The sequence below is a fragment of the Rossellomorea marisflavi genome, assembly GCF_001274775.1.
Lineage (GTDB): Bacteria > Bacillota > Bacilli > Bacillales > Bacillaceae_B > Rossellomorea > Rossellomorea marisflavi.
In genome coordinates this window covers 932,309-958,655 of the sequence record NZ_LGUE01000001.1, presented here as the reverse complement: position 1 = coordinate 958,655, position 26,347 = coordinate 932,309, and the positions used below count along the sequence as shown (strand labels likewise).

Genomic DNA, 26,347 nt, shown 5'->3' with positions numbered 1-26,347 from the left:
TTATGCCAGGCTGACGTAAAAAAACGGGGTTCCCTGACCTAATACCGTTCCATATCGACCTGGTCCCGTGTAGCAACCATAGCCCACTCCCTTTGGCGTCAGAACGGGGGCACCGGGCCTTCTTGGAACAGGTGGATAGAACGATGCAAGGGAAAACGGTCCATAGGCGTAGGAGGCATCGGGAGCCGTTGCCTGCCCGTAATAAGGACCTTTGGATTCCATGTTGGGCATGAGTTCCCTCCTCTCTCCCCCATCCTATTCAAAACAGTTTCACAGTGTTTTTGCGCGCCCGGGACGCAGGCATTAAAAAAGCCCGGGGCATCGTGGCTCCAAGGCTTCTACAGTTGATGATCAAGTTGGAAATCCGTGAGAACTTCGATATGACTGAATCCTGTGCATGCATCTTCATAAAAACCTTCATTCACCAGCTCTGTAAATGACACTACGGTTTTGGTGTTCGTATCGAGATTGATGCGTTTTACGTTCAAATCCATAACGTGGTATACGTACAGGTCATTTTTTTGTTCATCATATCCAAGGATCGGTCCGAAATAGGCTTCTGCTTCAATGGAAGGGTGCTTGAACGGGTAATCGTGTTGGAAATACCACTCACATGCAGGATAATATTTGAGAGATAAAAATTCCAACTGTTCGACTTGATGATCGATGACATCCCTGGATTTTTTCCAATCCTTATAAAGCACTTCCGCTGTAACGATGTGGTGGTTGATCAATTCGGTCAGATGGGTCATGATGAATCCCTCCAATTGATAATGTCCTTATCTTTCATACCTTTACTATAACGGATGCCAAGCTCCTTGTGTGTAAGGATTCCATGAAGAGTTTGTAAAGATTATAAAGATGACTGCATGAATGAAAAAGACCCCTTTCAAATGAAAGGGGTCCAACAATCAGTTGCTTTCTTTTCTCTCCTGCTTCGTCTGCTTTTCAGCATCGTCTGCATTCTCGATTTTCTTATTCACATCATTCGTATGTTCAGAGGATTTTGCACGTTCTTTCTTAAGTTCGAAATATTTATCCATCACGCGCTTGCCGATCTTTTTGTCCAAGTATGGATCGGATACCCCGCTCGCCTGGATGTGTGAGTATGGGATGACAACGGCATACGACACTTCAGGGTTATCAGAAGGTGCATATCCGATGATCGTTGTATTGTAGTTCAATTGACCGTTCACATACGTTTCAGCGGTCCCTGATTTTCCTGACGCATCATATGGGGCGCTTTTGAACTCGGTATACGCAGTCCCTCTCGGAAGATGATAGACATCGTGGAATCCAAGCTGTACATGGTTGATCTGAGCTGACGTGGCATCTATCCGATTTAACACTTTCGGCTCATCTTCATATACGATGGATCCCAGCCGCTTCTTATCTTCAGAGGGTTCCCTGATCTCTTTCATCACATGAGGTTCAATCCGGTATCCACCGTTTGCGATTGTGGATACATATTGAGCAAGCTGCATCGTGGTATACGTATCAAACTGCCCGATCGCATAATCCAGCAGGAATCCTGGATCTGTTGCTGTCCCTTTCAGTCCGGATGATTCACCTGGAAGGTCCAACCCGGTCTGCACACCCAATCCGAACTGGGCAAAGTGGTTACGGAATACAGAGAATGCCTGAGGGTTATTGACAATCGGTTCATTCGGGACATATTCTGCGCCGGCAACTCTGAGAGCCACTTTCCACATATAGGAGTTGGAAGAGATCCTGAGAGCGAATCGGTCATCAATCGGCATTTGGCCGTATTTGTTGAACCATGATGACTTGACGGGTGTCCCTTTGATATGAAGAGGTTCATCGATCAGTGTCTCTCCAGGGGTCAGATTCCCCGTCATATACCCCGTCAGGACGGTTGCACCCTTAACGGCTGAGCCTACTTCATATGAAGAGGTGAACGTCCCGAGAGCGGCATCTTGAAGCTCGTATTTCCCCGTCTTGCTATTCTTTACATACTGTTTTCCTGCCATGGAAAGGACTTCACCAGTATTTGGATTCATCATTACCACGAATGCCCGGTCAAGATTCGGTGACACGTCCCTGTGGGCGACCTGCTTGGACAACTCATCCTCAATGATCTTTTCCACTTCCCGCTGTAGGTCCATGTCGATCGTCAGGACAACATCCTTCCCGCTGTGGCCAGACTGCACGAGTTTGGAATCAATGACGCTTCCATTCTTCGTGATGTCCTGGATCTGCTCTTTCTGACCTTGCAGTACATCTTCATACTGCAGTTCAACATAGCTTTTTCCGACGCGGTCATTGCGGTTGTATCCTTCAGCAAGATACGCATCGATCAGATTCTTCGGGAGTCCTTCTTTCGATGAAGATACATTCCCGAGGATGGTCCTGAGCGTATCGTCGAATACATAGGCTCGCTTCCAGTCCGTTGTTGTATTCACTCCCGGAAGTTCACTCAAGTGTTCGCTGACTTTGGAGAATTCTTCGGTCGTGACGTTTTCGTTTTTGACGATTTGCGGGTTCAGGGCATATCCTCCAGCAAACTGACGATAGATCGAGATGATCTGAAGGTCTTTCTTTGTCAAAGAATCAAGTTCCTTATCCGTGATACGGTCCAACTTCATCTTGTAGACCTTATCATTTACGTCATCAGAGGATAATTCCTCATCCGCTTGAAGCTTCTGGACTTCATTCTTTGCGACGAGGGCTTCCGCCTTTTTCGGATGCTTGGTGATCCAGTAGTCCTTTTTGTCGCGAACGGTCACGCCTTTCGTATCCATTGTGATGTACTTGGATAAGTTCGTTGCCACTTCGATCATTTCATCGATGGAAGTCGTACTTGTCCTTGTATATGTAATGGCGTTGAGAGGGACGTTATCTACGATGACATTCCCGTACCGGTCATAAATCTTACCGCGTGGAACACTCGTCTTGACGACAACATCCTCCGTTCGTTCCACTTCGTTTTTATAGTTTTCACCGTGGACGATCTGCACGAAACCCAGTCTCATCTCGAGCAGGGAAAACAATAAGAACACTGAAAGGAACAACAGGTTCATCCTCATGGGGACGATCCTTTTTTTCTTGGATTTCTTGCTGTTTTTTCTCACTTTCTACGACACTTCCTTTATGTGAAAAACGTAACATTATCTAGTGTATAGAAAATTTCTCTATTTTTCTACCATTAACTTCGGATCATACGGGGGATGTAAGAGATCGTCAGCTCTAAAACATGATAAACCCGGCAGCTATTGAGCTGCCGGGTCATGAATAAATCAGGAAAATACCCGATCGATGAACGCTATTTCGCTATCTGAAAGGGTCACATCCCCTGTTTTGAGATTCCGTACGACTTGATCACTTCTCTTCGCGCCTGGAATCAACACATCAAGGGATGGCCGGGAGATATACCAGGCCAGGACGACCTGGCTGATTTCCACGCCTTTTTCATCTGCAAGCTTCCTTAGTTCCTCTACCTTTTGAAGGTTGGACGTAAATGTGCTGCCCTGAAAATTTGGCATATCTTTACGAAGGTCTTCAAACGTGTCGGATTCCTTGTATTTGCCCGTTAGAAGTCCCGCTTCGAGGGGGAAGTACGGGATGAATGTGATCCCATGCTGATCTGTATAGGGAAGCAGCTCTTTCTCAGCTGATCGTTTAAAAAGATTGTATTCAGCTTGCAGTACGTCCACATGGCCGTCCTTGTTCGCTTCTTTCAGCTGACCAAGGTCGAAATTTGAAACACCGATCGCCCGGATCTTCCCTTGATCCTTCATTTCTTTCAATGCACCGACTGCTTCATCCTTTGGCGTATCTTCGTCAGGAAAATGGATATAGAAAAGGTCGATATAATCCGTCTTCAGTCGTGTCAAAGCAGCATCGACTGATTGTTTAAGAAATGCCGGAGAGTTTGTGATGGTGACATTTCCTTCTCCATCCAGCTGATGGGCGGCTTTTGTCGCGATGGCCAAGTCCTCTCTCTTATAGTCTTTGATGACTTCTCCGACCAACTCCTCCGACCGCTCCGGACCATAGATAAATGCGGTGTCGAGCAGGTTCACTCCATGATCGAGAGCTGTCCTGACAATTTTTTTCCCTTCTTCCTCATCAAGATTCGGGAACAAATTATGCCCTCCCACTGCGTTGGTTCCAAGTCCAATGGGAAAGACTTTCACATCTGAATGTCCCAGGTTCACCTTATTCTTCATCTTGCTTCACTCCTTTAGTTCAATCACTTGATGATACACTCCTCCATTTTCCCTTTTGAAGGACGAAATTAAACATATGGATTTTTTTGTTTGACTACCGAAGGAAAGATTGAGTATATTTATGTAGACCAATCTCTATAATTTCTTGTAAAGGTGAGCGTTCAATGAAGAATAATCCTACAAAGCGGCTGATTCTTGAAACGGCAGCACAGCTATTTCAAAAACAAGGCTATCACGGCACCGGAATCAATCAGATCATCGAAGTGAGCGGGACACCGAAAGGTTCTCTTTATTACCATTTCCCGAACGGGAAAGAGCAGATTGCCCAAGAAGCGATCAAGCTTGTAAAAGAACATATTGTCGAACAGACAAAATTGGATCTTCAACAGGATAAAGATGCATCCGAAGCCTTTCGACGACATATCCTTAATATCGCTGACTTTTACGATTCTGATAACGACACGGAATGGCTGAAGATCGGGACCCTTGCGTCCGAAACAGCGGCTACCCATGAAGAGTTGCGATCTACATGTGAACTGGCTTTTAAAGAATGGCAGGGGCTTTATGCCGATGCATTGATTTCAAGGGGGTATCCGGAAAAAGCAGCCGGGACACTTGCCATTACAATCAATGTCCTACTAGAAGGTGCCACCACCATTTCGTTGATTGCCGGAAACGGAGATACTCTTCGCATCATTGCTGAGCAAATACCTATCCTACTTCATAGAGAGAATTCAGTACAGGAGGACATTCAAATATGAGTCATAGTCAATCGAACACATCTACACAGAGCGAGGGAATCTTTAAGGTTTTCCCGATCCTCACATCCTTTCTTATCGCCGGATTCATCGGCCTGTTCAGTGAAACGGCGCTGAACATGGCATTGAGCAATCTAATCCAGGACTTCGGCATTCATGAAACAACCGCTCAATGGCTGACAACGGGTTACCTTCTTACCCTTGGTATTTTGGTACCTGTCTCCGGACTGATCCTGCAATGGTTCACGACGAGACAACTCTTCGTCGTATCATTGGTCTTCTCGATCATCGGAACCTTCATAGCAGCCATCGCACCGAGTTTCGGCTTCCTGATGGTGGCACGTGTCGTGCAGGCAATGGGTACCGCACTGATGCTTCCATTGATGTTTAACACCATTCTCTTAATCGTTCCGCCTCATAAGCGCGGTAAGATCATGGGGCTCATGGGACTCGTCATCATGTTTGCACCGGCGGTAGGTCCTACGCTGTCCGGCTTGATCCTTGAATCCCTGACATGGCACTGGATCTTCTGGATATCGCTTCCATTTCTTTTGGTTGCACTGGTTTTCGGTATTTTCTTCATGCAAAATGTATCGACACCGACCAGGCCAAAAATCGATATTGTATCCATCATCCTTTCCACGATCGGATTCGGAGGTGTTGTGTATGGCTTCAGTTCAGCTGGTGAAGGCGGAGGTTGGAGTGAACCTGTCGTCATCATTTCCATTGCAGCCGGAGTCATCGGGCTTATCGTCTTCTGTCTTAGACAGCGAACCATGGTTCAGCCGATGCTGAACCTAAAGACGTTCAAATACCCAATGTTCGTTGTCGGATTGCTGCTTGTTTTGATCTGCATGATGGTCATTCTGTCGTCCATGATCCTGCTTCCACTATACTTGCAAACGTCACTTGCCATGACGACATTTGCCGCCGGTCTTCTCTTATTGCCGGGTGGGATCATCAATGGATTGCTATCCCCGATCATGGGAAGCCTGTTCGACCGCTTCGGTCCTAAATGGCTGGTCATACCTGGCCTTGCCATCGTCATCGCATCACTTGCCGGTTTCTATACAGTGGACCTTGATACGTCTTCCTACTTCATTGTCGGGATGCACATCCTGCTCATGATCGGTGTATCCATGATCATGATGCCGGCCCAGACAAATGGGTTGAATCAACTGCCACCTGAGCTTTATCCTGATGGAACGGCCATCATGAACACCCTTCAACAAGTTGCAGGTGCCATCGGAACGGCTGTTGCAATCTCGATTCTTTCTTCTGGTGTGAAATCTTATATGGAAGGCGGTGCGGATCTCTCGAATCCGTTGACCCCGCTTCTTGCATTCACATCAGGTGTACAAAATGCATTCCTATTCGCCATTATCGCCGCAGTTGTCGGATTCATCGTCGGACTGTTCGTCAAACGGGTGAAAGTCGATCACCCGATGAGCTCTTCCTAATCAAAAAGGTGCACAGACTTCAGAAGAAGCCGTGCACCTTTTTCATTTCATTTTTTCTTTCAATCTCTTCAGGTCCCCCTGTACCTTTGACAATCGTATGGATAAAACGATCATGTTGGTAAAGGCAACGAGCCCCGCTATGCTCATACATAATGTTAGGATGCCCAATGTCCCCACTCTTCCACCCCCCCTTGAGTATGTTTACATGCCGTTAAGAAAAACAGAATAAATGCCCCATAATCCTACAAAAAATGGAATCATTGACAGAACGATGATCCCTATGCTGTGACGCCAAGCCCCCAATGCCATCAAAATGAGACCGATCACGAGCAGAATGAAAATGGTGCTGAATGTCATCTTCCTTCCTCCTTTCAGACGGATAAGATGAAGGGCATTTCATCATACTATACGATAGTACCCTAACTCACTAGGATTCAAGGAGCTGCTATCATTATGGAAAAAATCATCCACAGACTGGATTTTGGTGCCGAAGGGCTGTGGTTTCCCCTCACGGTCAGCCTGATATTGGCTCTATGCATGCTGATTCAGCCGAAACGTTTGATATCTTGGGTGGAACTATATATTACATTCGGCGTCGTTGGCTTAGCCGCATGGCTTTCAGATGTGCTGGTCATGAGGGTCCTTGACTGGGTCGACCTGGGAGATGCCAAGATAACAGGCATCGGTGAGGTGCTTAGCTATACACTCGTTCCTACTTCTCTCGCCATTCTATACCTGAACCTGACACCATATGAAAAGCGTTGGAGACATTCGATTTTGTTCACTTTGTTATCTTTCCTCATACAGGCAGGCATGGAGTATGTCGGATATATGAAGGTGGTTTCTCCCCTCATTCTTTACATATCCCCGATCTTCTACCTGATCGTATTCAGATTCATCCTTCCCATTCACCTCAGGATCATCCGGAAGCAAGACTAAACCAACGGAATGTCGTATTTTTCAATCAGATCCTTGAATGCAGGTCTTTCGTTCCCATCACGACCGACGACATGGGTAGCCGTAACAAGGGAGTTAAGGACCGCCTCTTCGGTTGCCTCCCCGACAGCCCTGAATGCAACGTCCATATCCTCTTCATGGATGACCGGAATGGATAAAAGCTTTCCGCTTGGATGATGTGGAGTGGTGGTGTGGGTGGAGAAGCCGATGACCACCTCGCCACTTCCCGTAGTGATGATGGATCCCGTGCGTGATAAACCGGTAACGGATCGTTTGATGATCCGATGCAGCTGCCTTTCAGAGACGGGCAGATCCGTTGCTACCACAATGATGATGGATCCTTTATCCCTTTCCTCACGTTCCTGAAGGATGGCCAGTTTCAGCTTTTCCCCTACAGGATTCCCTCCCACCATAAGATCGCTTAATATCCCAAAGTTTGAGAGTACGAGTACGCCAAGGGTGTAGGTACCATGATCGAGGAAAATCATGCGAGAGGAAGTACCAATTCCTCCTTTCAACGAATAGCACAGCATTCCCCTCCCTGCTCCAACACTGCCTTCCTCTACATGTTTTTCAGCACTATGTATGGCATTGAGAACATGCTCCTTCCGAACCACCTTGCCCCTGATATCATTCAGCAGCATATCATTGCATTCACAGACGACCGGATTCACCGTCCCTGTCGTTCTGCCAATCTCCGGATTATGTTCAAGCATATGATCAATCAGGGCATCAGCCGCTACTCCGATACTCAGTGTATTCGTCAGGATGATCGGCGTTTCCAGTGTGCCCAGTTCATTGATCTGGATCAACCCCATGCTTTTACCAAAGCCATTGATCACATGGGAAGAGGCTATGAGCTTATCTTTGAAAAGTGAGCCCTGATGGGGCAGGATGGCTGTGACACCGGTTTGATGAGGTCCATCATCGATTGTCGTATGGCCGACCGTCACTCCCTTTACATCGGTGATAGAATTCTCTTCACCGGTTTGCATCCTCCCGATTTTGACTCCGTAGTCCCGGATTCGTCTCGTCATGTCAGTCTTCCTCCTTATGATTTATCCATCCAACGTACCTCTTCCGAGCAGGAATGTTTTGACCATGGCGAAATATTCACGGATGTAATAGTTGGCCCTCACAAACCATGGCGTCGGAGCTGCATACCCTGAGGCATCAAGTCCAACGTCCCGGGCAAGCATTTTGGACCTGGCCAGGTGAAAGTCATTGGTCACGATCAGGACCTTCCCCTCCTTCAATCCGCTATCTTCCAGGACGCGCCGGGAATACAGCATATTCTCATATGTGTTGGTGGATGCATCTTCATATATGATCCGGCTCTCATCGATTCTGTGGGCAATCAGATGCCGACCCATGGCCTTTGCCTCACTGATGGACTCTCCCGGACCTTGTCCTCCTGATACCACTACAGGAAGATCTTCCCGGATCTTCAGGACCTCTACCCCTGTAGCAAGGCGGGACAGGAGCGTTTTGGAAGGTTCTTCTCCTTTTAATCCGGCACCGAGGATCAGCACCGCACCGTAGTCCTCTGAAAGATTCCCTGTTTCGTCATAGGCTTCTTTCAAGATGTAGCCCTCAACCCCTGCAAACGTTACGGCAAAAATAAGATAGGCGCCTCCTATCAATCGATAGGGCCACAATCGTTTTCGCAAACGAAGTACAGCCAAAATATAGATGATCAGCCCATTCACTAATATGAATAACAGGCCGAACGTCACCTGAAAAAACAGGATGGCCATGACAACACCAAGAAGAGCCAAGCTCAACAGGGCCCACTTATTTCTGAGTCTCCTCATCTTCATCCTTCCCGGCCGCTTTGCCGCTTTTTCAACGTGTGATTGATATTATTTAAACTGATCAGAATCAGGGACAGCATAATAAATGTCACCAGTTCCCCTGAAAAATAAGAATAGACTCCAATAATTAGCAGGATGAAGCCATACCATCTGTTACTCACGATTCATCACTCCCGAACTCTCATTCAACCCTATCCATTATTTCAAATTACTTACAATGTGACAATGATTATTTACACGTTGGCCAAGCAGATAACTCGGACACAAGTGGGCTAATCTTCATCTGCCGTCCGCAGGCAGACTATAGACGTGAACTCCGTTTGGTAAGATCCAATCTTTATTCCCTTTCCTACAAGCGCTGAGTGTTTCTTTGCTTGAAAAAAGAAGTTGTGGAATAATAATAGACGTCTTTTCAACTCAGGAGTGATAAAGGAAATATGAATCGTAAAAAACAAATCAACCTAAAAAAGTGGCTACTCTACATTGCTTTAATTGTACTATGCATTACGTCCATCTACTTTGTACACCATAATGAAAACTATTATAATCGACCGATTGCGGAAGTGACCGATGTGAAAGTGACCGGTACACGGGATATCACCGACCCTAACGGGAACAAAGATAGGCTGCATGAACAGGAAGTCCATGCAACGGTGAAGAACGGTCCAGAGAAAGGAAAAGAGATTCTCCTAAGCAATACGTTCTCGACCTCCAAGGCGTACGATCAAGAATACAAGCCGGGGAATGACTTGTTTGTCTCTATCAACGAACCAGATGGACAGGGTCAATTGAAAGGGTCCATAGATGACGTGAAGCGTGACACATCCCTCATCATCATCGCATGGGTCTTCATTTTCCTAATGGTCCTGGTCGGAAAGCGCCAAGGATTCTATTCTCTCGGAACCCTTTGCATCAATGCCGTCATCCTTTCATTCGCTCTTGATGCCTATTTGAGCAACGACCGGATCGGATTGCTTGCAGCTTGCGGTTTGGCTGTCGTCCTGTTCAGTTCCATCTCGCTCCTTTTGGTAAACGGCTTTAACCGGAAAACCTATGCGGCGGTCATTTCCACTTTGGTCGCCACGTTTGTGACATTGGTCATCAGTTTCATTGTCATCAAATCTACAGCAGCAAACGGGCTCCGTTATGAGGAGATGCAGTTTCTGACCAGGCCGACCGAGACCGTATTTATGGCTGGGATCCTTGTGGGCTGTCTGGGTGCCATCATGGATGTGGCCATTACCCTTTCTTCATCCATTTTCACCCTCTATGAAAAGGATCCTTCAATCAGTACAAAGGTATTAAAAGAAGCTGGCTTGGAAATCGGACGGGACATCATGGGGACGATGACGAATATCATGTTTTTCGTCTATATCAGCGGTGCTATGCCCATGCTGATCCTCTATTTCAAGAATGCCTCACCGCTTGGTTTCACTTTATCGATGAATCTATCTTTGGAGCTTGCCCGTGCCCTGACGGGTGGGATCGGCATCGTACTTGCGATTCCCATCGGGATAGCCGTCTCCATCTATTTTGTCAATAAGAGGAGGGCCGTATCATGACTGTTCAATTCATCCTTGCTGTCATTCTCTTTATACTCATGACGGCTGTGGGAGGAAAAAAAGGGGCGCGATCCTTTGTTGCCCTCTTTCTCAATTTCACCGTGCTGATCCTTTCAATCATCATCATGAACAACCCGGGAGCCAATCCTGTCATCGTCACATTATTTGCTTCCGCACTGATCAGTTCCATCACATTATTCTACATCAGCCGGTGGGGAACCAAGACGATCACTGCTTTCCTTGCTACCATTGTGACCACTTGCATCCTTCTCGTCTTTATCCTTTTGTTTACAGATCAAGCGATGATTCAGGGGTTCGGGGAAGAAGAAATCGAAGAACTTGCACCATACTCTCTTTATGTAGGGGTGGACTTCGTCAAGATCGGTGCAGCCATGATCCTCATGAGCACCATTGGAGCCATCATCGATCTGACCATTGCGATATCCTCTCCCATGCAGGAAATCAAATATCACAATCCGGATATCGATCGCCTTTCCCTTTTTGCATCGGGGATGAGTATCGGTCGTGATATTCTGGGAACAAGTGCGAATACGCTATTCTTTGCCTTCTTCGGAGGATATATGGGCCTCTTACTCTGGTTCAAGGATCTGAAGTACTCGCTGGGGGAGATCGTCAATTCGAAAGTGTTCAGCTCTGAAATGATTTTCATTGGTTCCTCTGCGATGGGCATGGCCCTTGCCATTCCCATCACTGCTGCCTTAACGGCTTATTTCCTGGATAAAAAGAAGGAAGGTAGGGATAGATCCTTTTGATTGAAGGAGTGTTCCCAACACATCGTCTCCATAAAAAAAGCCCCGTATATGCACGGGGCTTTGCTATGTGTTTGAGCAGGATGTACCATCAGTATTCCCTATATAATTTGATTTAATCATATTATAGTTTGATTATTGCAGATTTACGACGTGTGGACCTCATGCTTGACCTCCAGGATATCCAAGGCTTCTTTCACGCTCCCTGTGACAGGAAGGCTTGAAAGATCGATATCCAGGTTCAATGCTTCAAGTACGAGCTCGGGGCGCAGTCCCGTTATGAATGTGCCTACCCCAAGAAGTCCCAATACATAATGAACTTTAAACAGCGTGTCGATCACAAGATTATCCACAGAATACATTCCGGAGAAATCGATGATCAGGTGTGTAATCTGTTGCTCCCTGACTTTTACCGGAATGAGATCCAACAGGGCAACTGCTTTATCATGATCAACCTTTCCTGTTATCGGAAGGATGGCGATATCATCAAGCAAGGGGACGACAGTCGCAGATAGTTCATTGATTTCCCTGATCAACTCATCCTGCCTTTGATTGGCTTCGCGTTTCCAACCTATATCGCGTATGTAGGACTGGATTGCCTGTTTGCCTGCCACAGTGACAGGGTGGCAATACAGTTCGGCTTCGACCGTGGTACCGTCCATACGATAAAGAAGCTCTTCAATGACCTCAGCCGGCTTGCTATAGGCAGACTGTATCCGTTCTTTTATTGCCTCCCTCGATGAATCCTGGAATATATCAAGGGGACTCAGACCGATAACCCCTTCCTTCGTCGTCCTGAAGAACGATTCTGCTGCACGGTTGATATACAGGATCTGATAATCTGTATGGATGATGACAGGCTCGAGTGAATATTCGATGACCTCTCGATAGTCTATAGTGGATATGGCTTCACTCACGTTCCTCACTCCTTTCCCTCAACGATACAGGTTATCGTAAGACCACGCAAGGAAGTTCCCTCGGTTTCTCATTTTCTTATGAAGGGGCTTGCTATGAAACGCGTTTCATATCGTAGTATAAATGATGGGAGGTGTTGACATGCCTCCCGGGCTCATATTAAAAGCGTGACCCTGAACAGGGGCGTGATTGATGATATGGGCTTTTTAAGCTTATAGAGAATATGAATCGATTTGTTTGAATATTATGTAAAATTATTGTATAATAGAAAAAAGGTCAAGGAGCTGATAGTCATGAAGAGGCATTTGTTGAACTCACCGCAGTCTGATGAAAGCAGTATCCACTCTTTACTAGCTGAAATGATCCTGGACGAGGCTCTGCTGAATTTCCGTAAAGAGAAGATTGAACAGGAAATTGACCGTGCGCTATGCGAGAAAAACAAAGACGATTTTCTACGTTTGTGTAAAGAACTAAATGAACTCCATCGACAATACGGTTATACAATGTAGTATATACATCCCGAGTTATTAATAAGGGGCATTCTCATATGAGAATGCCCCTTTGCTGCTTTTTTCCCATATTCACGTAGAGTCCTTTTTTCGATACCCTTGCTATTATGGGTGTAAACAAAAACCTCCCTATATAATAGGGAGGTTTCGGATTTTTACTATTTAGCCTCTTCCGGCTTGGAAAGAAGGGTATTTAGTCATTCCACCGTCGACGAACAGGGTTACACCGGTCACATAGCTTGCTTGCTCAGAAGCGAGGAAGGCCGCTACGGATGATACTTCTTCCGGTTTACCGATGTAGCCCATCGGGATCATGCTTTCAACGTCTGCTCGTTGTTCTGGATCATTGAATTTCTCTGCATTGATCGGCGTATCCATGGCACCTGGTCCAATATTGTTCACGCGGATACCCTTTGGAGCATATTCAAGAGCGAGTGTTTCGGTCATCAGTTTCATGCCGCCTTTACTTGCTGCATAGTGGACGAATAACGGCCAAGGAATCATCTCATGTACGGAAGACATGTTGATGACGTTCCCTTTGATGTCATTTTCAACCCAATACTTGATGGCTTCACGGCTTCCGAGGAATGCTCCTGTCAGGTTCGTATCAATGACTGCCTGCCAGTTATCCAATGATAGCTCATGTGATGCCACAGGATTTTCAAAGCCTGCGTTGTTGATCATGATATCCAACGTACCGAATTCTTTAACAGCCGTTTGGACAAGATTGATCACATCGGCCTCTTTTGACACATCACCATGTACGATGATGGCTTGGCCACCCGCTTCTTCTACTTCCTTTTTAACTTCAAGAGCTTCTTCTTCCTTACTGCGGTAGTTGATGACAACTTTTGATTGCTCTTGTCCGAAACGTACGGCCATGGCGCGGCCCAATCCTTTGGACGCACCTGTAATAACGACTACTTTATCTTTTAGATCTTGATACATAATGATTCCCTCCTGTTGTTGATTTCCTCTTTGATTGTTATTTACCAAAAGAACGTTCTTTAGTCACCTTAATGAACGCCTCGTCCCCTGATTGTTCGCGTGCCTTAAGGGCCTGAATGGCATCTTGACCTGCAGCATAGCGTATGCGGTCTGTGCCATCGGTAGCTGCTTCAAAAACGACCTTCGCGATGGTGATGGGTTCACTTGATTCGATATTGGAGACGAACCGCTCCTGGAAAGCGGCCATTCCAGCATCATAATCCTTTATGGTTTCAGATGACGTTTTCTCCAATGAGCGACCATCAAAATCAGTGGCCACTCCCCCTGGTTCAATAAGCTTAGCCTTGATACCGAGCTGGCTCAATTCAAAGCCAAGGGATTCAGTAAAACCTTCTACCGCCCACTTGGTGGAATGATACAGACTCAAATACGGGAAGGCAACTCGTCCGCCCAGGGAAGATACGTTGATGAACATTCCATCTTTATTCTTCCTGAAATGAGGAAGAAACGCTTTTGTGACTTCAAAGAGCCCGAATACATTGACCTCGAACTGCTTTCTAATCTGATCATCCTCTGCAAGTTCAAACGGACCCATCAGCCCGAAGCCTGCGTTATTGAGTACGGCATCCACTTTAGGAAAGTCGGATAGGATTTGATCTCTGGCAGCTTCAATGCTGCCGTGATCCGTTACATCCAGCCGGTATAACTGTATATTCCCGTTTTTCTTAAGTTCAATCTCTTTTTCCGGAGATCGCATGGTGGCCGCCACATTCCAGCCATTTTCAGCAAAGTAGAGGGCGGTGGCCTTCCCGATTCCCGATGATGCTCCGGTAATCACAATGGTTTTGGCTGTCATAAGGTCATTCCCCCTTTTTTATTTCCAGAACGTTATATCATTAACAGGCAAGCGGTAAGAAGGATATCCTTCATCAGCTGCTTTACCCATGGATATGAGCATGATCGGAACGTAGCGGTCTTTGTCGAGTCCGAATTCTTCTGCGATGATGTCTTTCTCATAGCCGCCGATCGGATTCGTGTCGTAGCCGTGGGCACGTGCCACGAGCATCAGCTGCATCGAAACAAGTCCTGCATCAATCAGTACTACATCTCGTAGATCATTTTCAAGTTGGTTATCATAATGTGCTTTGATTTTCCCGAGCTGCATGTCTTTGATGTCCTGAGGCATGTAGCCGAGCTCAACCGCTTTGTCATAAATCACATCAGCATTCTCGATACTTTTCATATCTCCGAAGACAGCCACGACGGCTGCTGATGTGTTTACTTGTTCTTTATTGAATCGTGCCATTTGAGCAAGCTTTTCTTTCCCTTCCGGTGTATCGACGACCATGAATCTCCAGGGCTGCATATTGACAGAAGAAGGAGCGCGGCTAGCCTCGGTAAGGATCTGCTCCATTTCGTCACGGCTGATCTTTACTTCCGGATCATACCTCTTGATGGAGCGTCGATTTAAAACAATATCGTTGAAATCATTAGGTTTCATGTGTGATGTTCCTTTCTTGGTTGAGAGTAAATTCCGCAATTAATTGATGGGTCAATAATTGATACATCAAACACTATAAAACATTTAAGCGTTCAATGCAAGAGAAGAGCTCATAAGAAAATATTCCCCTGATTTCAAGGATATTTCATCTCATTTCCCTTCAATCGTTGACACGTCAATTAATATAAACCATCATGGATTGCATTTCAAGTGATGTGTTTCACAAACATTTTGCAAGGTACTTATAGCCTTCCCTTGTCACTGTTTCATATCAATGCACACACGGGTTTTCCTAAATGGTAAAATAGGGATCTGAACACTAGGAAAAGGAGCCCTGAATCATGAAAAAGATTATTATTGGAGGATGTGCCTGTTTAGCGGGCATTGGTATCGCAGTCGGTACCTACCTCTTTGAAACAGCTCCCTCTACCCACTTGCCATCAAAAACAGAAACACCTCAGCAGCAAGAATCGCCTCCGGGTAACGGCGATACCCTTCAAACGGTCGAATCAAATGGTCCTGTCGGATACGCACTGACCGATGAACTCCACATCACCTATGATGAAGGCAGGCACTGGTCCCGCGTACCAATCGGAATCGAAGCCCTTTTTGCCGGGGAATACAATGGACAGGAGAACGAGCTGATCGAACAAAGCTTTTTCCTATCAGAAGACCTCACTGCCTTTCTATATGTAGAAGGAGCGGACGATCAACGTGTAAAGCTCCTCTATTCCCTAGACCAGGGACATACATGGAACGATACAGATATAGGTGGAATGATAGCTCCCCGATTCAGAAAAGTGGATTTCCTTAACGAGGATGACGGCTATGTCGTGTACACCGGCGAGAGGACCATGTCCTCGGAAGCAACGAAGGTATATATGACGCACGACAGTGGAGAAACGTGGACGGAGGTGTCCCATCCAGATCACTATCGCCTGCTGTACGACGGGAATTTCATTGACGAGAAAACCGGTTTTTTATCTTATGGGATCCTGAATCCAGAAGAACCAGACCTTTATGTCACCCAAGATGGCGGACAATCCTGGGTACCGGCAAGGATCGAGATTCCTGATGAGTACCACCTCATCTTTACCACCGCTGAAACTCCCTATGTAGAAGGGAATGACTTGGTTTTGTTGGTAAACCAGGGATCTAGCGGGGATTACAAAGGAGGGAAAGTGAAAGGGAAATTCATATCAAAAGATAATGGCCTCTCTTGGTCATTCCAAAAGGAAGTGGATGCAGATGAATAAAGGGAAGCAGGTCATGGGATGGTGTTGTTTTGCCTTTTCGGTTATTCTCTTCCTCCACCAAGGACTCTATTTGATCCTCCACTTAAAATGGAGGGTTGAATATGCAGATGATCGACTCTTCTATCTCCTCACCATTTTTATCGTGGTCTTTGCAACGGTGGCACTGATTTTACTGATGGAGTTGAAAAGAAATGGGAAGGCGTTCGTTTTAGGGATTGCGACCATATTCATCCTTTTACACGGGGTCCTTTTATTCCGTCACATGAAGGATATTAATGAATTGGTTTCCCTCTCACCGGACCGGAAGACGTATTTTGTGTTGAAACAAGATCGGCAAACGGGTGAAACCGTCTATTACAGACCCTATTTTGGACCATTTGTCAAACCAAAAGAAACGCTCCCTTTTCCAATGAAAGGAGATGCGAAGGTGAAATGGATTGAACATGATATTGTCGCCGCCACTTACCATGCAGAAGATGACTCCATTCATCAATTCATCGGCACATATGGAGATCGCGGTGAAGGGTCCTCCTACACGAATGTGGCACTTTCCTTTCCGGGAACATGGAAAGGGGGAGATCTTACCCTTACAAGTACTACAGAGGGTCTCATCCTCCAGCGTGATCATGAAGTGGAACGTTATACGTGGGAGAATGTCGTGCAATTCGGTACCCTGGCTGTCGTGTTGACCGAGAATGACGAAGCACAGTGGACGATCGCCCTCGGTGAAGATTTCATCAGCCATGAGAATGATCCTGAGCCCCCTGCCGGTTCCATTATCTTGTATGAGGCAACGGATCAAGATCATGAACCTGTTCCCCTCACTTTATCTTCCCCTTGATTTAGCGCCTATGAATGAATGATTTCTACCTGTAAAACCTTATAGCTTGTACACTAACCCCATAAAGGTGATGCTCCCCTACTTTTACCTTTTATGGGGTATTTCCCTCTTCAATACAAGAAATGTTCACCCATTCATAGTTACCGCTTTCTTTCGGGAACAGCCTGGCTTATAATAGTAATTAAGAATGATTCTAATTTTCATATTTTTCACAAAGTATGAGTTCCACCCCTATTTCAACCCCTTATTTTGAAAGGAGAATGGTCGATGGATCACAATCAAAAACCTGATCAAAAGGAACATAGCGCAGCGGGGCAATGTCCCGTCACCCACCACAAGGATAGTGCCATAACGACGTCAAGGTCACCACGAGGAACGACGAATAAGGAATGGTGGCCCAATCAGCTTAATCTGAATGTCCTTCGTCAGCACGATCGGAAGTCGAACCCTTATGGAGAAGATTTTGATTATCGGCAGGAATTTGCCAAGCTCGACTACGCAGCATTGAAGAAGGACCTCCACTCCCTCATGACTGACAGCCAGGACTGGTGGCCTGCCGACTACGGACACTATGGTCCCTTCTTCATCCGCATGTCCTGGCACGCGGCAGGTACATACCGGACATCGGATGGACGAGGCGGCGGTGCATCGGGTTCCCAGCGATTTGCCCCGCTGAACAGCTGGCCGGATAATGTGAACCTCGACAAGGCACGCAGGTTACTCTGGCCGATCAAGCGCAAATACGGGAACAAAATCTCTTGGGCGGATCTTCTCGTCCTGACGGGTAATGTGGCATTAGAATCCATGGGGTTGAAGACGTTCGGTTTTGCAGGTGGCCGGGAAGACATTTGGCATGCAGAGGAAGATGTATATTGGGGCACGGAGAAAGAGTGGCTCGCAGACAACCGCTACTCAGGAGATCGTGAACTGGAAGATCCCCTTGCAGCCGTTCAGATGGGACTCATCTATGTTAATCCTGAAGGACCCAACGGCAAACCTGATCCAAAAGGCAGCGCCAGGGACATCAGGGATACGTTCGGCAGGATGGCTATGAATGATGAAGAGACGGTGGCGCTTGTTGCCGGAGGGCATACATTTGGTAAAGCCCACGGTGCAGGAGACCCTTCACACGTCGGGGATGATCCTGAGGCAGCTACCCTTGAGAACCAAGGACTCGGTTGGCTCAGCAGCTACGGGAGCGGCAAGGGCCGTGATACGATTTCAAGCGGAGTCGACGGTGCCTGGACGACCCATCCGACAACATGGGATAACGGGTATTTCGACCTTTTATTCGGCTATGAGTGGGAGCTTACCAAAAGTGCTGCAGGCGCATATCAATGGACGGCGGTGGATATGGGCGAAGAGCATATGGCACCCGATGCCGAAGACCCATCGATCAAAGTGAAGACCATGATGACGACTGCGGACATGGCACTCAGGGAAGATCCAGCCTATGAAAAGATCTCCCGAAGGTTCCATTCCAATCCAGACGAGTTTGCTGATGCTTTTGCACGTGCCTGGTTCAAACTCCTTCACAGGGATATGGGGCCAAAAGTCAGATATCTTGGTCCTGAAGTTCCAAGTGAGGAGTTGATCTGGCAGGATCCGGTACCGGCAGTGGATTATGAACTCTCCGATTCAGAGATTGAAGAGCTGAAATCAAAGATCCTGGATTCAGGATTGGGCATAAGTGAACTGGTCAAGACCGCCTGGGCTTCTGCATCCACCTTCAGGGGATCGGATATGCGCGGCGGGGCCAACGGTGCACGTATTCGCCTCGCCCCCCAAAAAGATTGGGAAGTGAATGAACCTGCCCTTCTTCAAAATGTGTTGAACGTGTATGAAGACATCCAAAGCACGTTCCATAAAAAGGTGAGCATCGCCGACCTGATCGTCCTCGGTGGTACAGCTGCAGTAGAAAAAGCAGCCAAAGACGGCGGCTTCGACGTACAGATCCCGTTCTCTCCTGGACGCGGTGATGCAACCCCAGAACAAACCGATGAAGAGAGCTTCGACGTCCTGGAGCCGGTTTCGGACGGTTTCCGTAACTATCAAAAGCAGGAATACTCCATTTCTCCAGAAGAAATGCTCGTCGACAAAGCGCAGCTGCTTGGATTGAGTGCCCCTGAAATGACGGTGCTGATCGGTGGAATGCGCTCGCTCGGTACAAACTATGGGTCAAGCAAGAGTGGCCTCTTCACTGAGCATGTAGGACGCCTGTCTCCTGATTTCTTCGTCAACCTCCTTGATATGGGTGTCGAATGGAAACGTGTTGCTTTCAATGAATATGAAGGGCGAGATCGTCATACAAGCGAGGTCATATGGACTGCTTCTCGATTCGATCTCGTATTTGGATCCAACTCTGAACTGCGTGCCATCGCCGAAGTGTATGCGCAAGACGATACGAAAGAAAAATTCGTTCGTGATTTTGTCTCGGCTTGGGTCAAAGTCATGAATGCAGACCGGTTTGATCTAAAATGATCGAAATCCTGCCTCTCGGGGCGGGATTTTTCTTTGATCACATTCAAAAAGGAGATGAACAACCATTAAAATAGAATATGAATGGATCGGCACTGGAAAAGATCACCTCGTGATCGAGACGGGAATCGGATGTCCGTACTATGAGAGGCGTTCCTTGTGTAACTATCTTGCCGGCGACTACCACATTTTGTTGTATCACCGCCAAGGGTATGGTAAAAGCACTGAATCGACACGGCCCAGGGATACCAGCTCCATTGCAATAGAGCTGCATGAGCTTCTTCTATCATTGGAGGTACAGGCCCCATTTACCCTTCTGGGCCACTCCTACGGTGGTTTGTGTGCCCAGCACTTCACTCGTTTGTTCCCGCAGCTCGTAAAACGTCTCATATTGGTGGATTCCACCTCCATCGACTTCATGACACTTTACGAATTGGGAACGCCAGTGTTGAATTCGTATATTTCACTTGACCAAATGATTGCAGCCAACGAAGTCCGGGGTACCAAATCACAGGCTGAACTCACCAAGGAGGTCCCATCTCATCCTGATGGGGAGATGAAGGATTTCTTGACTTCCCCACTCCTGTATCGGACCGTGGGGGAGGAATTTTCCCTTTGGGAGCAAAGTAGTGAGATGATGAAGGAGTCAGAATGTTTTCCGGATCTGCCCCTCACCGTTATCGCCCGCGACCCCGAAGTATCGGCCCTTCCTTTTATCAAGCATGGCATCCCTGCGGATGAAGCATACCGGTATGAGCAACGATGGCATGAGCTGCAGCAGGAATTATCTCGATTATCCCAACATGGTGAGATGGTGATCGCAGAAGGCAGTGATCATGGAATCCACCTCGACAAGCCCGATCAAGTGATTGAATGCCTTCTTAAAAACAAAGAAAGTGGTGCATGGACATGATGTCCTGCACCACTTTTCATTCTTGTTATCTGGTGAATACCCTGGCCTCACTCAGCCATACTAAGAAAAACGATTGAAAGCAGATGATTTCATGAGAAAGCTGGTAGTGATGATGTCAGTGATCGCCCTTTTCGTGCTTCCGACTCCGGCAGATGCCCAGCAGGTAGAGAGAAGCATGGTGGAACCGAAGGGAGAGGTCATCTGGGAAGTTCCCATGGCATTCAAAAAAGTAGCCATCACATTCGATGATGGGCCACATCCTCTTTATACCCCTCAGATCCTCCAGATTTTGAAATCCTATAATGCAAAAGCGACATTTTTCCTCACTGGCGAGCGGATCGAACGCTTCCCTGACCTCGTGAAAAGAGAAGTGAAAGAAGGACACGAAATCGGAAATCATTCTTTTTCCCACCCGAACTTCGGCTCGCTTTCCCTGAGGGATATCGAAAAAGAGATATCCACTACGGAAGAACTTCTGCTCCAATTCCAGCCAAGCACCCAGCCAAAGTTGTTCAGGCCGCCAGGAGGCGACCTTTCCATACCTGTGCTAGGTTTGATGAAAGAAATGGATTTAATGCCGATCCTCTGGTCGTGGCATCAGGATCCGAGAGATTGGGCAGGACGTTCAAGCGAAGCCATTTCAGCCCATGTTCTTGATAATATCCACAATGGAGACATCATCCTCCTACATGACTCCGGTGGAAATCGGGAGGAAACCGTAAAAGCTCTAAAAACGATCTTATCTGCGTTGACTGAAAGAGGATATCAGTTTGTCACTGTACAGGAGCTGATGGAAACGGATCCGATTTTTGGCTTTTGATGTTGATTGGACACCTTCTCAACTGCGTGCCGTTATGTAGTGGTGGTTTACCCCTTAAATAGATGCGGAAGAGCCCACCTCCCCCCAAAAGGGTAAAGAATGAAAAGTGGACCGCCGGTAAATGGGGATCATACGCTTTCTTTCAACAATGCATGCAACAACCATGCTTTGACACTGTCAGAGCATGGTTATAATCATTGATCGATATCCGATAAGTTGATTGCTCAGCTCATCGATTGATTGAATCCATTAGCTCGAAGAAGTGTTCGGGCTTGTGCGTCTTATTCAGGTTATACCATGCCTGTAATGTATCTGGTGCAAATACGTCTATTTTTTTGAGAACCTCCCTCGCAAATTCCAAAGGAGCTACCCCGGATGCTGTTATCAGATTCTCATCTGTTACGGCAGGCCCCATCTCATAGTGCATTTCTCCCTGATAGTTTGGACACATCATCTTCATATACTCTCCGTTATTACCTGTATGCTTTCTGGAATCCAGATATCCCCAATTCGCAAGGGCATCCGTGGCACCACAAATGGCCGCCACAATCGTACCGATCTCTAAAGCTTCACCGATTTTATTCAAGATTGGCTGATGGATGGCCTCTCCCCAAGTAGTCCCTCCGGGTAGAATGAAAAGATCATTTCTCTCAACCATGCAAGCATCTATAGAAAGTTCGGGTTTTACGCACAGCCCCCCCATCGTCGTGACCATTTCTTCAGTTGCTCCTACTGTCACTATTTTTAGGGGTTCATGATCTTTTTTGAAGTACCGTCCCGTGTTCAGTTCAGCAATCAAATAGCCATATTCCCAGTCCGACATCGTGTTGAATACATAAAGATAAACGTTTGTTTTCATTCATTAACACTCCAATCACCATTGATATAGCCCATTATAAAGATACATCCCTGACAGCTGCTGTCAGGGATGTGATCATTCTTGATGAAATGTTATTAATTCCGACAAAACGTCAACCAGTCTTTTTTTTAGACTTACCGGCTCAACAATTTGAATCGATTTTCCATACGGTACTAGTAAATGAGGGATATAGGTATGGGCAATTTCTTCTTCAAGGAGGAATACCGCTTGATTTGACTCCTTTTCCTGTACATAATGTCCCAGAAACCAATGCTCGCACACATCATTCAGCGAATGTTCATCCCCTTTGATCACCATACGAATGATCCCTTCTTTATCTTCTATTGCCGGAAGGAGATTTTTCATGAAAAAGTCACGTGCAGAAAAGTTCTCTGGTCTGGAAAAAGTCTTTTCGGTTCGCAAGACCTCTTGGATCCGATCGACTCGAAAACTGCGAAGGTCACTCCTAAGATGACAAAATCCAATCATATACCATTTATTGTTCCAATAAAGCATTTTGTGTGGGTCGACCATTCTTTCATGTTTTTTATTCTCACCTTTTTTGTTGTAAATCATTTTCACTGAGTACCCCTCAGCTATGGCATGCTCCAACTCTTTCAATAAAGGTTCCAGCGAATGTGGACGTAATTGACGTATGACTTCAAGACTGCTCAAATGGTGGTTTACCACTCTCTCCTGCTCTTGATTTGAGTAGTTACTTAGTTTTGAAATGGCTCTTTTTAGCGGTTCCCCACCATAATACCCAGCTTCTTCTGCAAATACCGCAGCATGAAACAATGACGTTTGCTCTCCGACATCAAAAAAAAGAGGCACCTCGATAAATTGGTTCAGTAACGTATATCCACCGTTATGGCCTGGTTCTGAAATAATAGGTACCCCACTTGTTGAAATGGTATCAATATATCGATATACGGTCCTTATATTCATCTCCAACTTCTCTGAAATTTGTTTCGCTGTTATTTTCTTTCCTGATTGGAGCATCCATAGAATCGCCAACATGCTGTCCGTTTTCGGCACTTCATCACCTCTAAAAATGAATCTGCTCTTTCTTTCCCACTCTTTTTAGGCTGTTCAGGCTGTTCACGTTTCGTATATGTAAAGGTTCATATGCCCTTCATCAAAAGGATATTTTCTAACAAGATCGTGAGTCGAATCGTTCCAGTTCATGACGCTTGAGTAGCTCTTCCAGTAAATATTGGCTTTCAAGCGCCTGTTCTCCTCCGATACAAGGAGGCGTGTCGCCCGTCACGCTCTCGATAAAATGCATGACTGCATCTTCGAATCCCCGCTGTTTAAGGATCGTATCCCAAGAAGATGGCCTGGTGACCAGCCTCCTCCCTCCTTCCTCCACCTCAAGGATATTCATATCCGATACGGTCAAAACGCGTCCATTTGTTACGATCTCCAACGTTTCACGCTGCGTTCCCGCCCTCCGATGCATCCCGGTAGAACACTGCATACCACGTGAAGATTCAAAGGTGTGCTGAGCATGAATCAGTTCATTGGCGTCATTGATCGCCATTGCTCCACCGCTGACTTTCATGTAGTCATCGTCATTCAGCCAGCGAACCGTATCGACGAGATGAAGATAGTCATCCAGCATGGTGATTTGGTATGATGCTGGACCGATATCATCCAGGCGATGTTTATCGAATCTCACCCAAGCGGGAGTTCCCGCCATGGCCTTGGCCTGGACGTACAGGGGCGCAAATCGTCTGTTGAATCCGACCATCAGCTTCCTTCCTGACTGCACGCTCTGCTCTACCAACTTCTCCGATTCTTCGACCGTGGCCGCCAATGGCTTGTCCACATAGACGTCGAGACCCTTTTGCATAAGTGTCGATACCACCTCGTAATGTGAATCAGTCGAACTATGTACGAACGCCGCATCGCATTCCTCTGCTAGATGGTCTAGATGATTGAATGCTCTGAGTCGATACTCGTTGCTGATGCGGTTTCGCTTCCTTTGATCCGGTGTATAAATCCCTGCCAATTCCCATCCGGTTTCTCTTGATAGAAGGGGCAGATACGCCTTCTGGGCAATTCCTCCGAGACCGACCATTCCGATTTTCAGTTGTCGCATGGATACTCCCTCCATTCATTTTGTCTATAGCAGATCGTTGCTTGTTCTTTCGGCCTAATCGTGTCCATATAGTAGTCTTCAGCCGGCCAATAGCGGGTCTCATATATCTTCAATATTGTTGCTTCATCTCCCAGGTACCCGTCACGACTGATCACCCTGCCCTTTCTGGTATGAAAAGGACAGTCCACAAAGATGACGGCATCAAAATACTCGATCCATTCTGGTCTTTGAAGGAAAACGCCTTCTACGAGCACCACTGCATCTTCCTCAACATCCAGCTGTTTTTGGATGATCCTATCAGAATGTTTATCGTAAAACGGAACGTGGAAAAGAAGAGATGGTGATGTGAGTAAATCAAATAAGGTGTGCTTCAGACCCACAACATCCCATTGAAGCTCATAATACTCCTGCCACTGGGGCCTGCCGGTGCCGTACCGGTAGCATGATGGGACAATATGATCATCAAGGTGGATGAGGACCGTCTGCCGGGGTCCTGTCAGCAGATCCCCATGAATGCGGTGGACCAGGCTAGTTTTTCCAGACCCGCCCAATCCATCGATGCCGATCATCGTCCGCCCATGGGAATGTCGCTTCACTAACGATTGGATCATTTCATCGAGCATGGCGCTGTCCCCTTTCAATCTCTTTCATTTTATACCAGAAGACAATCAAACTGGAAAAAATCTTCTCATTCAATGCAAATATCCATGAATTCAGTTACAATGTTAAAGAGCATTCATTATCTTTGAATAGTATTTACGTTTCCTATATATTGATTAGAACCACAGTTAATTTACAAAATTGCAGGAGGAGTTAGTATGTCGATCAAACCGAAAACCATCTTTTTGGATATGGATGGGACCATATTGAGTTCCCAAAATAAAGTAAGTGTGCAGACGAAGGAAACCATCGATGCATTAAGAGCTCAAGGAATCAAGGTGTTCATCGCTACTGGAAGAGCCTATGATGAGATCGAAGCCATGCTGCCGGAAGGATTCAAAGTGGATGGATTCATTACATCCAACGGGATGGCAGGCTATGTGGACGATACACCGGTTTTTGAGCATTCCCTGTCACTAGGACTTGTGGAAGACGTCATTGCACAAGCAAGAAACCATGAGATCTATTACGAGGTGTTCCCATATGGCGCCCCACGTATTACATTGAAGCAGGATCAGGAGTATGTACTCAAGGAAGTGTCGGAACCGAAACCAGATGGAGTAGAAGAAAATGAATGGTTATCACGCAAGAAAGCCGTCAATGAAGAGATCGCCTTCAGGGAAGGCCTGGAAGGAAAAGGATTCTCTAAATTTTATTTCTTTGCACGTACGCAGGAAAAGATTCAAAAATGGGGAGATGTCCTTCAAGAAATGAAAAAGGACACCGACTTCACCCTTTCGAAGTCATCCAATCACAACCTTGAACTGATGGTGGCGGATGTTAATAAGGCGTCTGGAATCAGAGAAATGCTTGAACATTTCGGTCTGAAAAACGAAGACACACTGGCCATTGGTGACAGCGATAATGATCTTCAAATGTTTGACTTTGTGACACACTCCGTGGCCATGCATAATGCCAAAGATCATATCAAGGATGTGGTGGATGAAGTCACCACTTTATCATGTGACGAAAATGGTGTCAGCGACTTTCTTGCAAGATTCATAGAAAAGACCGTCTCACATTCATAATGCA

28 protein-coding genes are annotated in these 26,347 nt (G+C 46.5%); 12 read left to right on the top strand and 16 right to left on the bottom strand.

The window, feature by feature from the left end; translation table 11 throughout:
* The 4 genes from AF331_RS04875 to AF331_RS04860 form a co-directional block, all read right to left on the bottom strand.
* Window positions 1-231 carry a hypothetical protein gene (locus AF331_RS04875; RefSeq protein ID WP_053427019.1) on the bottom strand — a complete coding sequence of 77 codons (231 nt, stop codon included), beginning with the start codon at window positions 229-231 and terminating at the stop codon, window positions 1-3.
* A 107-nt stretch (window positions 232-338) separates the two neighbouring features.
* Complete coding sequence (locus tag AF331_RS04870; RefSeq protein WP_053427018.1) at window positions 339-752, bottom strand: hypothetical protein; 414 nt, start codon at window positions 750-752, stop codon at window positions 339-341.
* Window positions 753-911: 159 nt separating this feature from the next.
* Window positions 912-3,041, bottom strand: a complete 2,130-nt coding sequence (locus tag AF331_RS04865; RefSeq protein ID WP_235576314.1) for a peptidoglycan D,D-transpeptidase FtsI family protein — start codon at window positions 3,039-3,041, stop codon at window positions 912-914.
* Between the two features lie 216 nt (window positions 3,042-3,257).
* Window positions 3,258-4,190: an aldo/keto reductase gene (locus AF331_RS04860; RefSeq protein WP_053427016.1), complete on the bottom strand. Its 933-nt coding sequence runs from the start codon at window positions 4,188-4,190 to the stop codon at window positions 3,258-3,260.
* 164 nt (window positions 4,191-4,354) lie between these two features.
* Between AF331_RS04860 and AF331_RS04855 the strand changes: the two genes are divergently transcribed.
* Together AF331_RS04855 and AF331_RS04850 are read left to right on the top strand one after the other, a co-directional pair.
* Entirely contained in the window at window positions 4,355-4,951 is a 597-nt protein-coding gene (locus AF331_RS04855; protein WP_053427015.1) for a TetR/AcrR family transcriptional regulator, read from the top strand.
* On the top strand, window positions 4,948-6,408 hold the full coding sequence (locus AF331_RS04850) for a DHA2 family efflux MFS transporter permease subunit (RefSeq protein WP_053427014.1): 1,461 nt from the start codon (window positions 4,948-4,950) through the stop codon (window positions 6,406-6,408). Before AF331_RS04855 ends, AF331_RS04850 begins: the two co-directional genes overlap by 4 nt.
* Window positions 6,409-6,609: 201 nt before the next feature.
* Here the strand turns inward: AF331_RS04850 and AF331_RS22315 are convergent, their stop codons facing one another.
* Window positions 6,610-6,765 carry a hypothetical protein gene (locus AF331_RS22315; RefSeq protein WP_160316486.1) on the bottom strand — a complete coding sequence of 52 codons (156 nt, stop codon included), beginning with the start codon at window positions 6,763-6,765 and terminating at the stop codon, window positions 6,610-6,612.
* A gap of 96 nt (window positions 6,766-6,861) precedes the next feature.
* Between AF331_RS22315 and AF331_RS04845 the strand changes: the two genes are divergently transcribed.
* Complete coding sequence (locus tag AF331_RS04845; protein WP_053427013.1) at window positions 6,862-7,347, top strand: hypothetical protein; 486 nt, start codon at window positions 6,862-6,864, stop codon at window positions 7,345-7,347.
* On the opposite strand, the gene AF331_RS04840 is transcribed toward AF331_RS04845, so the two are convergent.
* Genes AF331_RS04840 through AF331_RS22705 form a run of 3 tightly spaced genes read right to left on the bottom strand, consistent with a single transcriptional unit; the run spans window position 7,344 to window position 9,340 of the window.
* A complete protein-coding gene (locus AF331_RS04840) occupies window positions 7,344-8,402 on the bottom strand; it encodes a DmpA family aminopeptidase (RefSeq protein ID WP_053427012.1) in 1,059 nt (352 codons plus the stop codon). The two genes, AF331_RS04845 and AF331_RS04840, sit on opposite strands and share 4 nt — an antisense overlap.
* A gap of 21 nt (window positions 8,403-8,423) precedes the next feature.
* The gene (locus AF331_RS04835; RefSeq protein ID WP_053427011.1) at window positions 8,424-9,179 is read right to left on the bottom strand and encodes a YdcF family protein; all 756 of its coding nucleotides are present in this window, start codon (window positions 9,177-9,179) and stop codon (window positions 8,424-8,426) included.
* Between the two features lie 2 nt (window positions 9,180-9,181).
* Window positions 9,182-9,340 (bottom strand): hypothetical protein, encoded by a 159-nt coding sequence (locus AF331_RS22705; protein ID WP_162838947.1) that lies wholly within the window; start codon window positions 9,338-9,340, stop codon window positions 9,182-9,184.
* Window positions 9,341-9,616: 276 nt separating this feature from the next.
* Between AF331_RS22705 and AF331_RS04830 the strand changes: the two genes are divergently transcribed.
* Both AF331_RS04830 and AF331_RS04825 read left to right on the top strand, forming a co-directional pair.
* Complete coding sequence (locus AF331_RS04830) at window positions 9,617-10,741, top strand: YibE/F family protein (RefSeq protein WP_053427010.1); 1,125 nt, start codon at window positions 9,617-9,619, stop codon at window positions 10,739-10,741.
* The gene (locus tag AF331_RS04825) at window positions 10,738-11,514 is read left to right on the top strand and encodes a YibE/F family protein (protein WP_053427009.1); all 777 of its coding nucleotides are present in this window, start codon (window positions 10,738-10,740) and stop codon (window positions 11,512-11,514) included. The genes AF331_RS04830 and AF331_RS04825 overlap by 4 nt, the downstream gene beginning before the upstream one ends.
* A gap of 143 nt (window positions 11,515-11,657) precedes the next feature.
* On the opposite strand, the gene AF331_RS04820 is transcribed toward AF331_RS04825, so the two are convergent.
* Window positions 11,658-12,428 carry a PAS domain S-box protein gene (locus AF331_RS04820; RefSeq protein WP_053427008.1) on the bottom strand — a complete coding sequence of 257 codons (771 nt, stop codon included), beginning with the start codon at window positions 12,426-12,428 and terminating at the stop codon, window positions 11,658-11,660.
* A 291-nt stretch (window positions 12,429-12,719) separates the two neighbouring features.
* Between AF331_RS04820 and AF331_RS04815 the strand changes: the two genes are divergently transcribed.
* A complete protein-coding gene (locus tag AF331_RS04815; protein ID WP_053427007.1) occupies window positions 12,720-12,935 on the top strand; it encodes an IDEAL domain-containing protein in 216 nt (71 codons plus the stop codon).
* A 162-nt stretch (window positions 12,936-13,097) separates the two neighbouring features.
* Here AF331_RS04815 and AF331_RS04810 read toward each other — a convergent pair whose 3' ends face one another.
* The 3 genes from AF331_RS04810 to AF331_RS04800 are packed head-to-tail and all read right to left on the bottom strand — an operon-like array spanning window position 13,098 to window position 15,384.
* Window positions 13,098-13,883, bottom strand: a complete 786-nt coding sequence (locus AF331_RS04810) for an SDR family oxidoreductase (RefSeq protein ID WP_053427006.1) — start codon at window positions 13,881-13,883, stop codon at window positions 13,098-13,100.
* Window positions 13,884-13,920: 37 nt separating this feature from the next.
* A complete protein-coding gene (locus AF331_RS04805) occupies window positions 13,921-14,739 on the bottom strand; it encodes an SDR family oxidoreductase (RefSeq protein ID WP_053427005.1) in 819 nt (272 codons plus the stop codon).
* An 18-nt stretch (window positions 14,740-14,757) separates the two neighbouring features.
* The gene (locus AF331_RS04800) at window positions 14,758-15,384 is read right to left on the bottom strand and encodes a nitroreductase family protein (RefSeq protein ID WP_053427004.1); all 627 of its coding nucleotides are present in this window, start codon (window positions 15,382-15,384) and stop codon (window positions 14,758-14,760) included.
* 341 nt (window positions 15,385-15,725) lie between these two features.
* Between AF331_RS04800 and AF331_RS04795 the strand changes: the two genes are divergently transcribed.
* The 5 genes from AF331_RS04795 to AF331_RS04775 all read left to right on the top strand — a co-directional run bounded on the left by AF331_RS04795 (window position 15,726) and on the right by AF331_RS04775 (window position 21,692).
* Window positions 15,726-16,640, top strand: coding sequence for a WD40/YVTN/BNR-like repeat-containing protein (locus AF331_RS04795; protein ID WP_053427003.1), 915 nt, complete (start codon window positions 15,726-15,728; stop codon window positions 16,638-16,640).
* The gene (locus AF331_RS04790) at window positions 16,633-17,481 is read left to right on the top strand and encodes a hypothetical protein (RefSeq protein WP_053427002.1); all 849 of its coding nucleotides are present in this window, start codon (window positions 16,633-16,635) and stop codon (window positions 17,479-17,481) included. Before AF331_RS04795 ends, AF331_RS04790 begins: the two co-directional genes overlap by 8 nt.
* 267 nt (window positions 17,482-17,748) lie before the next feature.
* Window positions 17,749-19,962 (top strand): catalase/peroxidase HPI, encoded by a 2,214-nt coding sequence (gene katG / locus AF331_RS04785; protein ID WP_053427001.1) that lies wholly within the window; start codon window positions 17,749-17,751, stop codon window positions 19,960-19,962.
* A 109-nt stretch (window positions 19,963-20,071) separates the two neighbouring features.
* Entirely contained in the window at window positions 20,072-20,872 is an 801-nt protein-coding gene (locus tag AF331_RS04780; RefSeq protein ID WP_053427000.1) for an alpha/beta fold hydrolase, read from the top strand.
* Window positions 20,873-20,963: 91 nt separating this feature from the next.
* The gene (locus AF331_RS04775; protein WP_053427789.1) at window positions 20,964-21,692 is read left to right on the top strand and encodes a polysaccharide deacetylase family protein; all 729 of its coding nucleotides are present in this window, start codon (window positions 20,964-20,966) and stop codon (window positions 21,690-21,692) included.
* Between the two features lie 229 nt (window positions 21,693-21,921).
* Here AF331_RS04775 and AF331_RS04770 read toward each other — a convergent pair whose 3' ends face one another.
* The 4 genes from AF331_RS04770 to AF331_RS04755 all read right to left on the bottom strand — a co-directional run bounded on the left by AF331_RS04770 (window position 21,922) and on the right by AF331_RS04755 (window position 25,278).
* Complete coding sequence (locus AF331_RS04770) at window positions 21,922-22,551, bottom strand: type 1 glutamine amidotransferase family protein (RefSeq protein WP_053426999.1); 630 nt, start codon at window positions 22,549-22,551, stop codon at window positions 21,922-21,924.
* 75 nt (window positions 22,552-22,626) lie between these two features.
* Window positions 22,627-23,589 carry a helix-turn-helix transcriptional regulator gene (locus tag AF331_RS04765; protein WP_053426998.1) on the bottom strand — a complete coding sequence of 321 codons (963 nt, stop codon included), beginning with the start codon at window positions 23,587-23,589 and terminating at the stop codon, window positions 22,627-22,629.
* A gap of 115 nt (window positions 23,590-23,704) precedes the next feature.
* Window positions 23,705-24,655, bottom strand: coding sequence for a Gfo/Idh/MocA family protein (locus AF331_RS04760; RefSeq protein WP_053426997.1), 951 nt, complete (start codon window positions 24,653-24,655; stop codon window positions 23,705-23,707).
* Entirely contained in the window at window positions 24,643-25,278 is a 636-nt protein-coding gene (locus AF331_RS04755) for a nucleoside/nucleotide kinase family protein (protein WP_053426996.1), read from the bottom strand. The genes AF331_RS04760 and AF331_RS04755 overlap by 13 nt, the downstream gene beginning before the upstream one ends.
* Before the next feature lie 195 nt (window positions 25,279-25,473).
* On the opposite strand from AF331_RS04755, the gene AF331_RS04750 reads away from it, so the two are divergent.
* Window positions 25,474-26,343, top strand: coding sequence for a Cof-type HAD-IIB family hydrolase (locus AF331_RS04750; protein ID WP_053426995.1), 870 nt, complete (start codon window positions 25,474-25,476; stop codon window positions 26,341-26,343).
* Window positions 26,344-26,347: the final 4 nt, after the last annotated feature.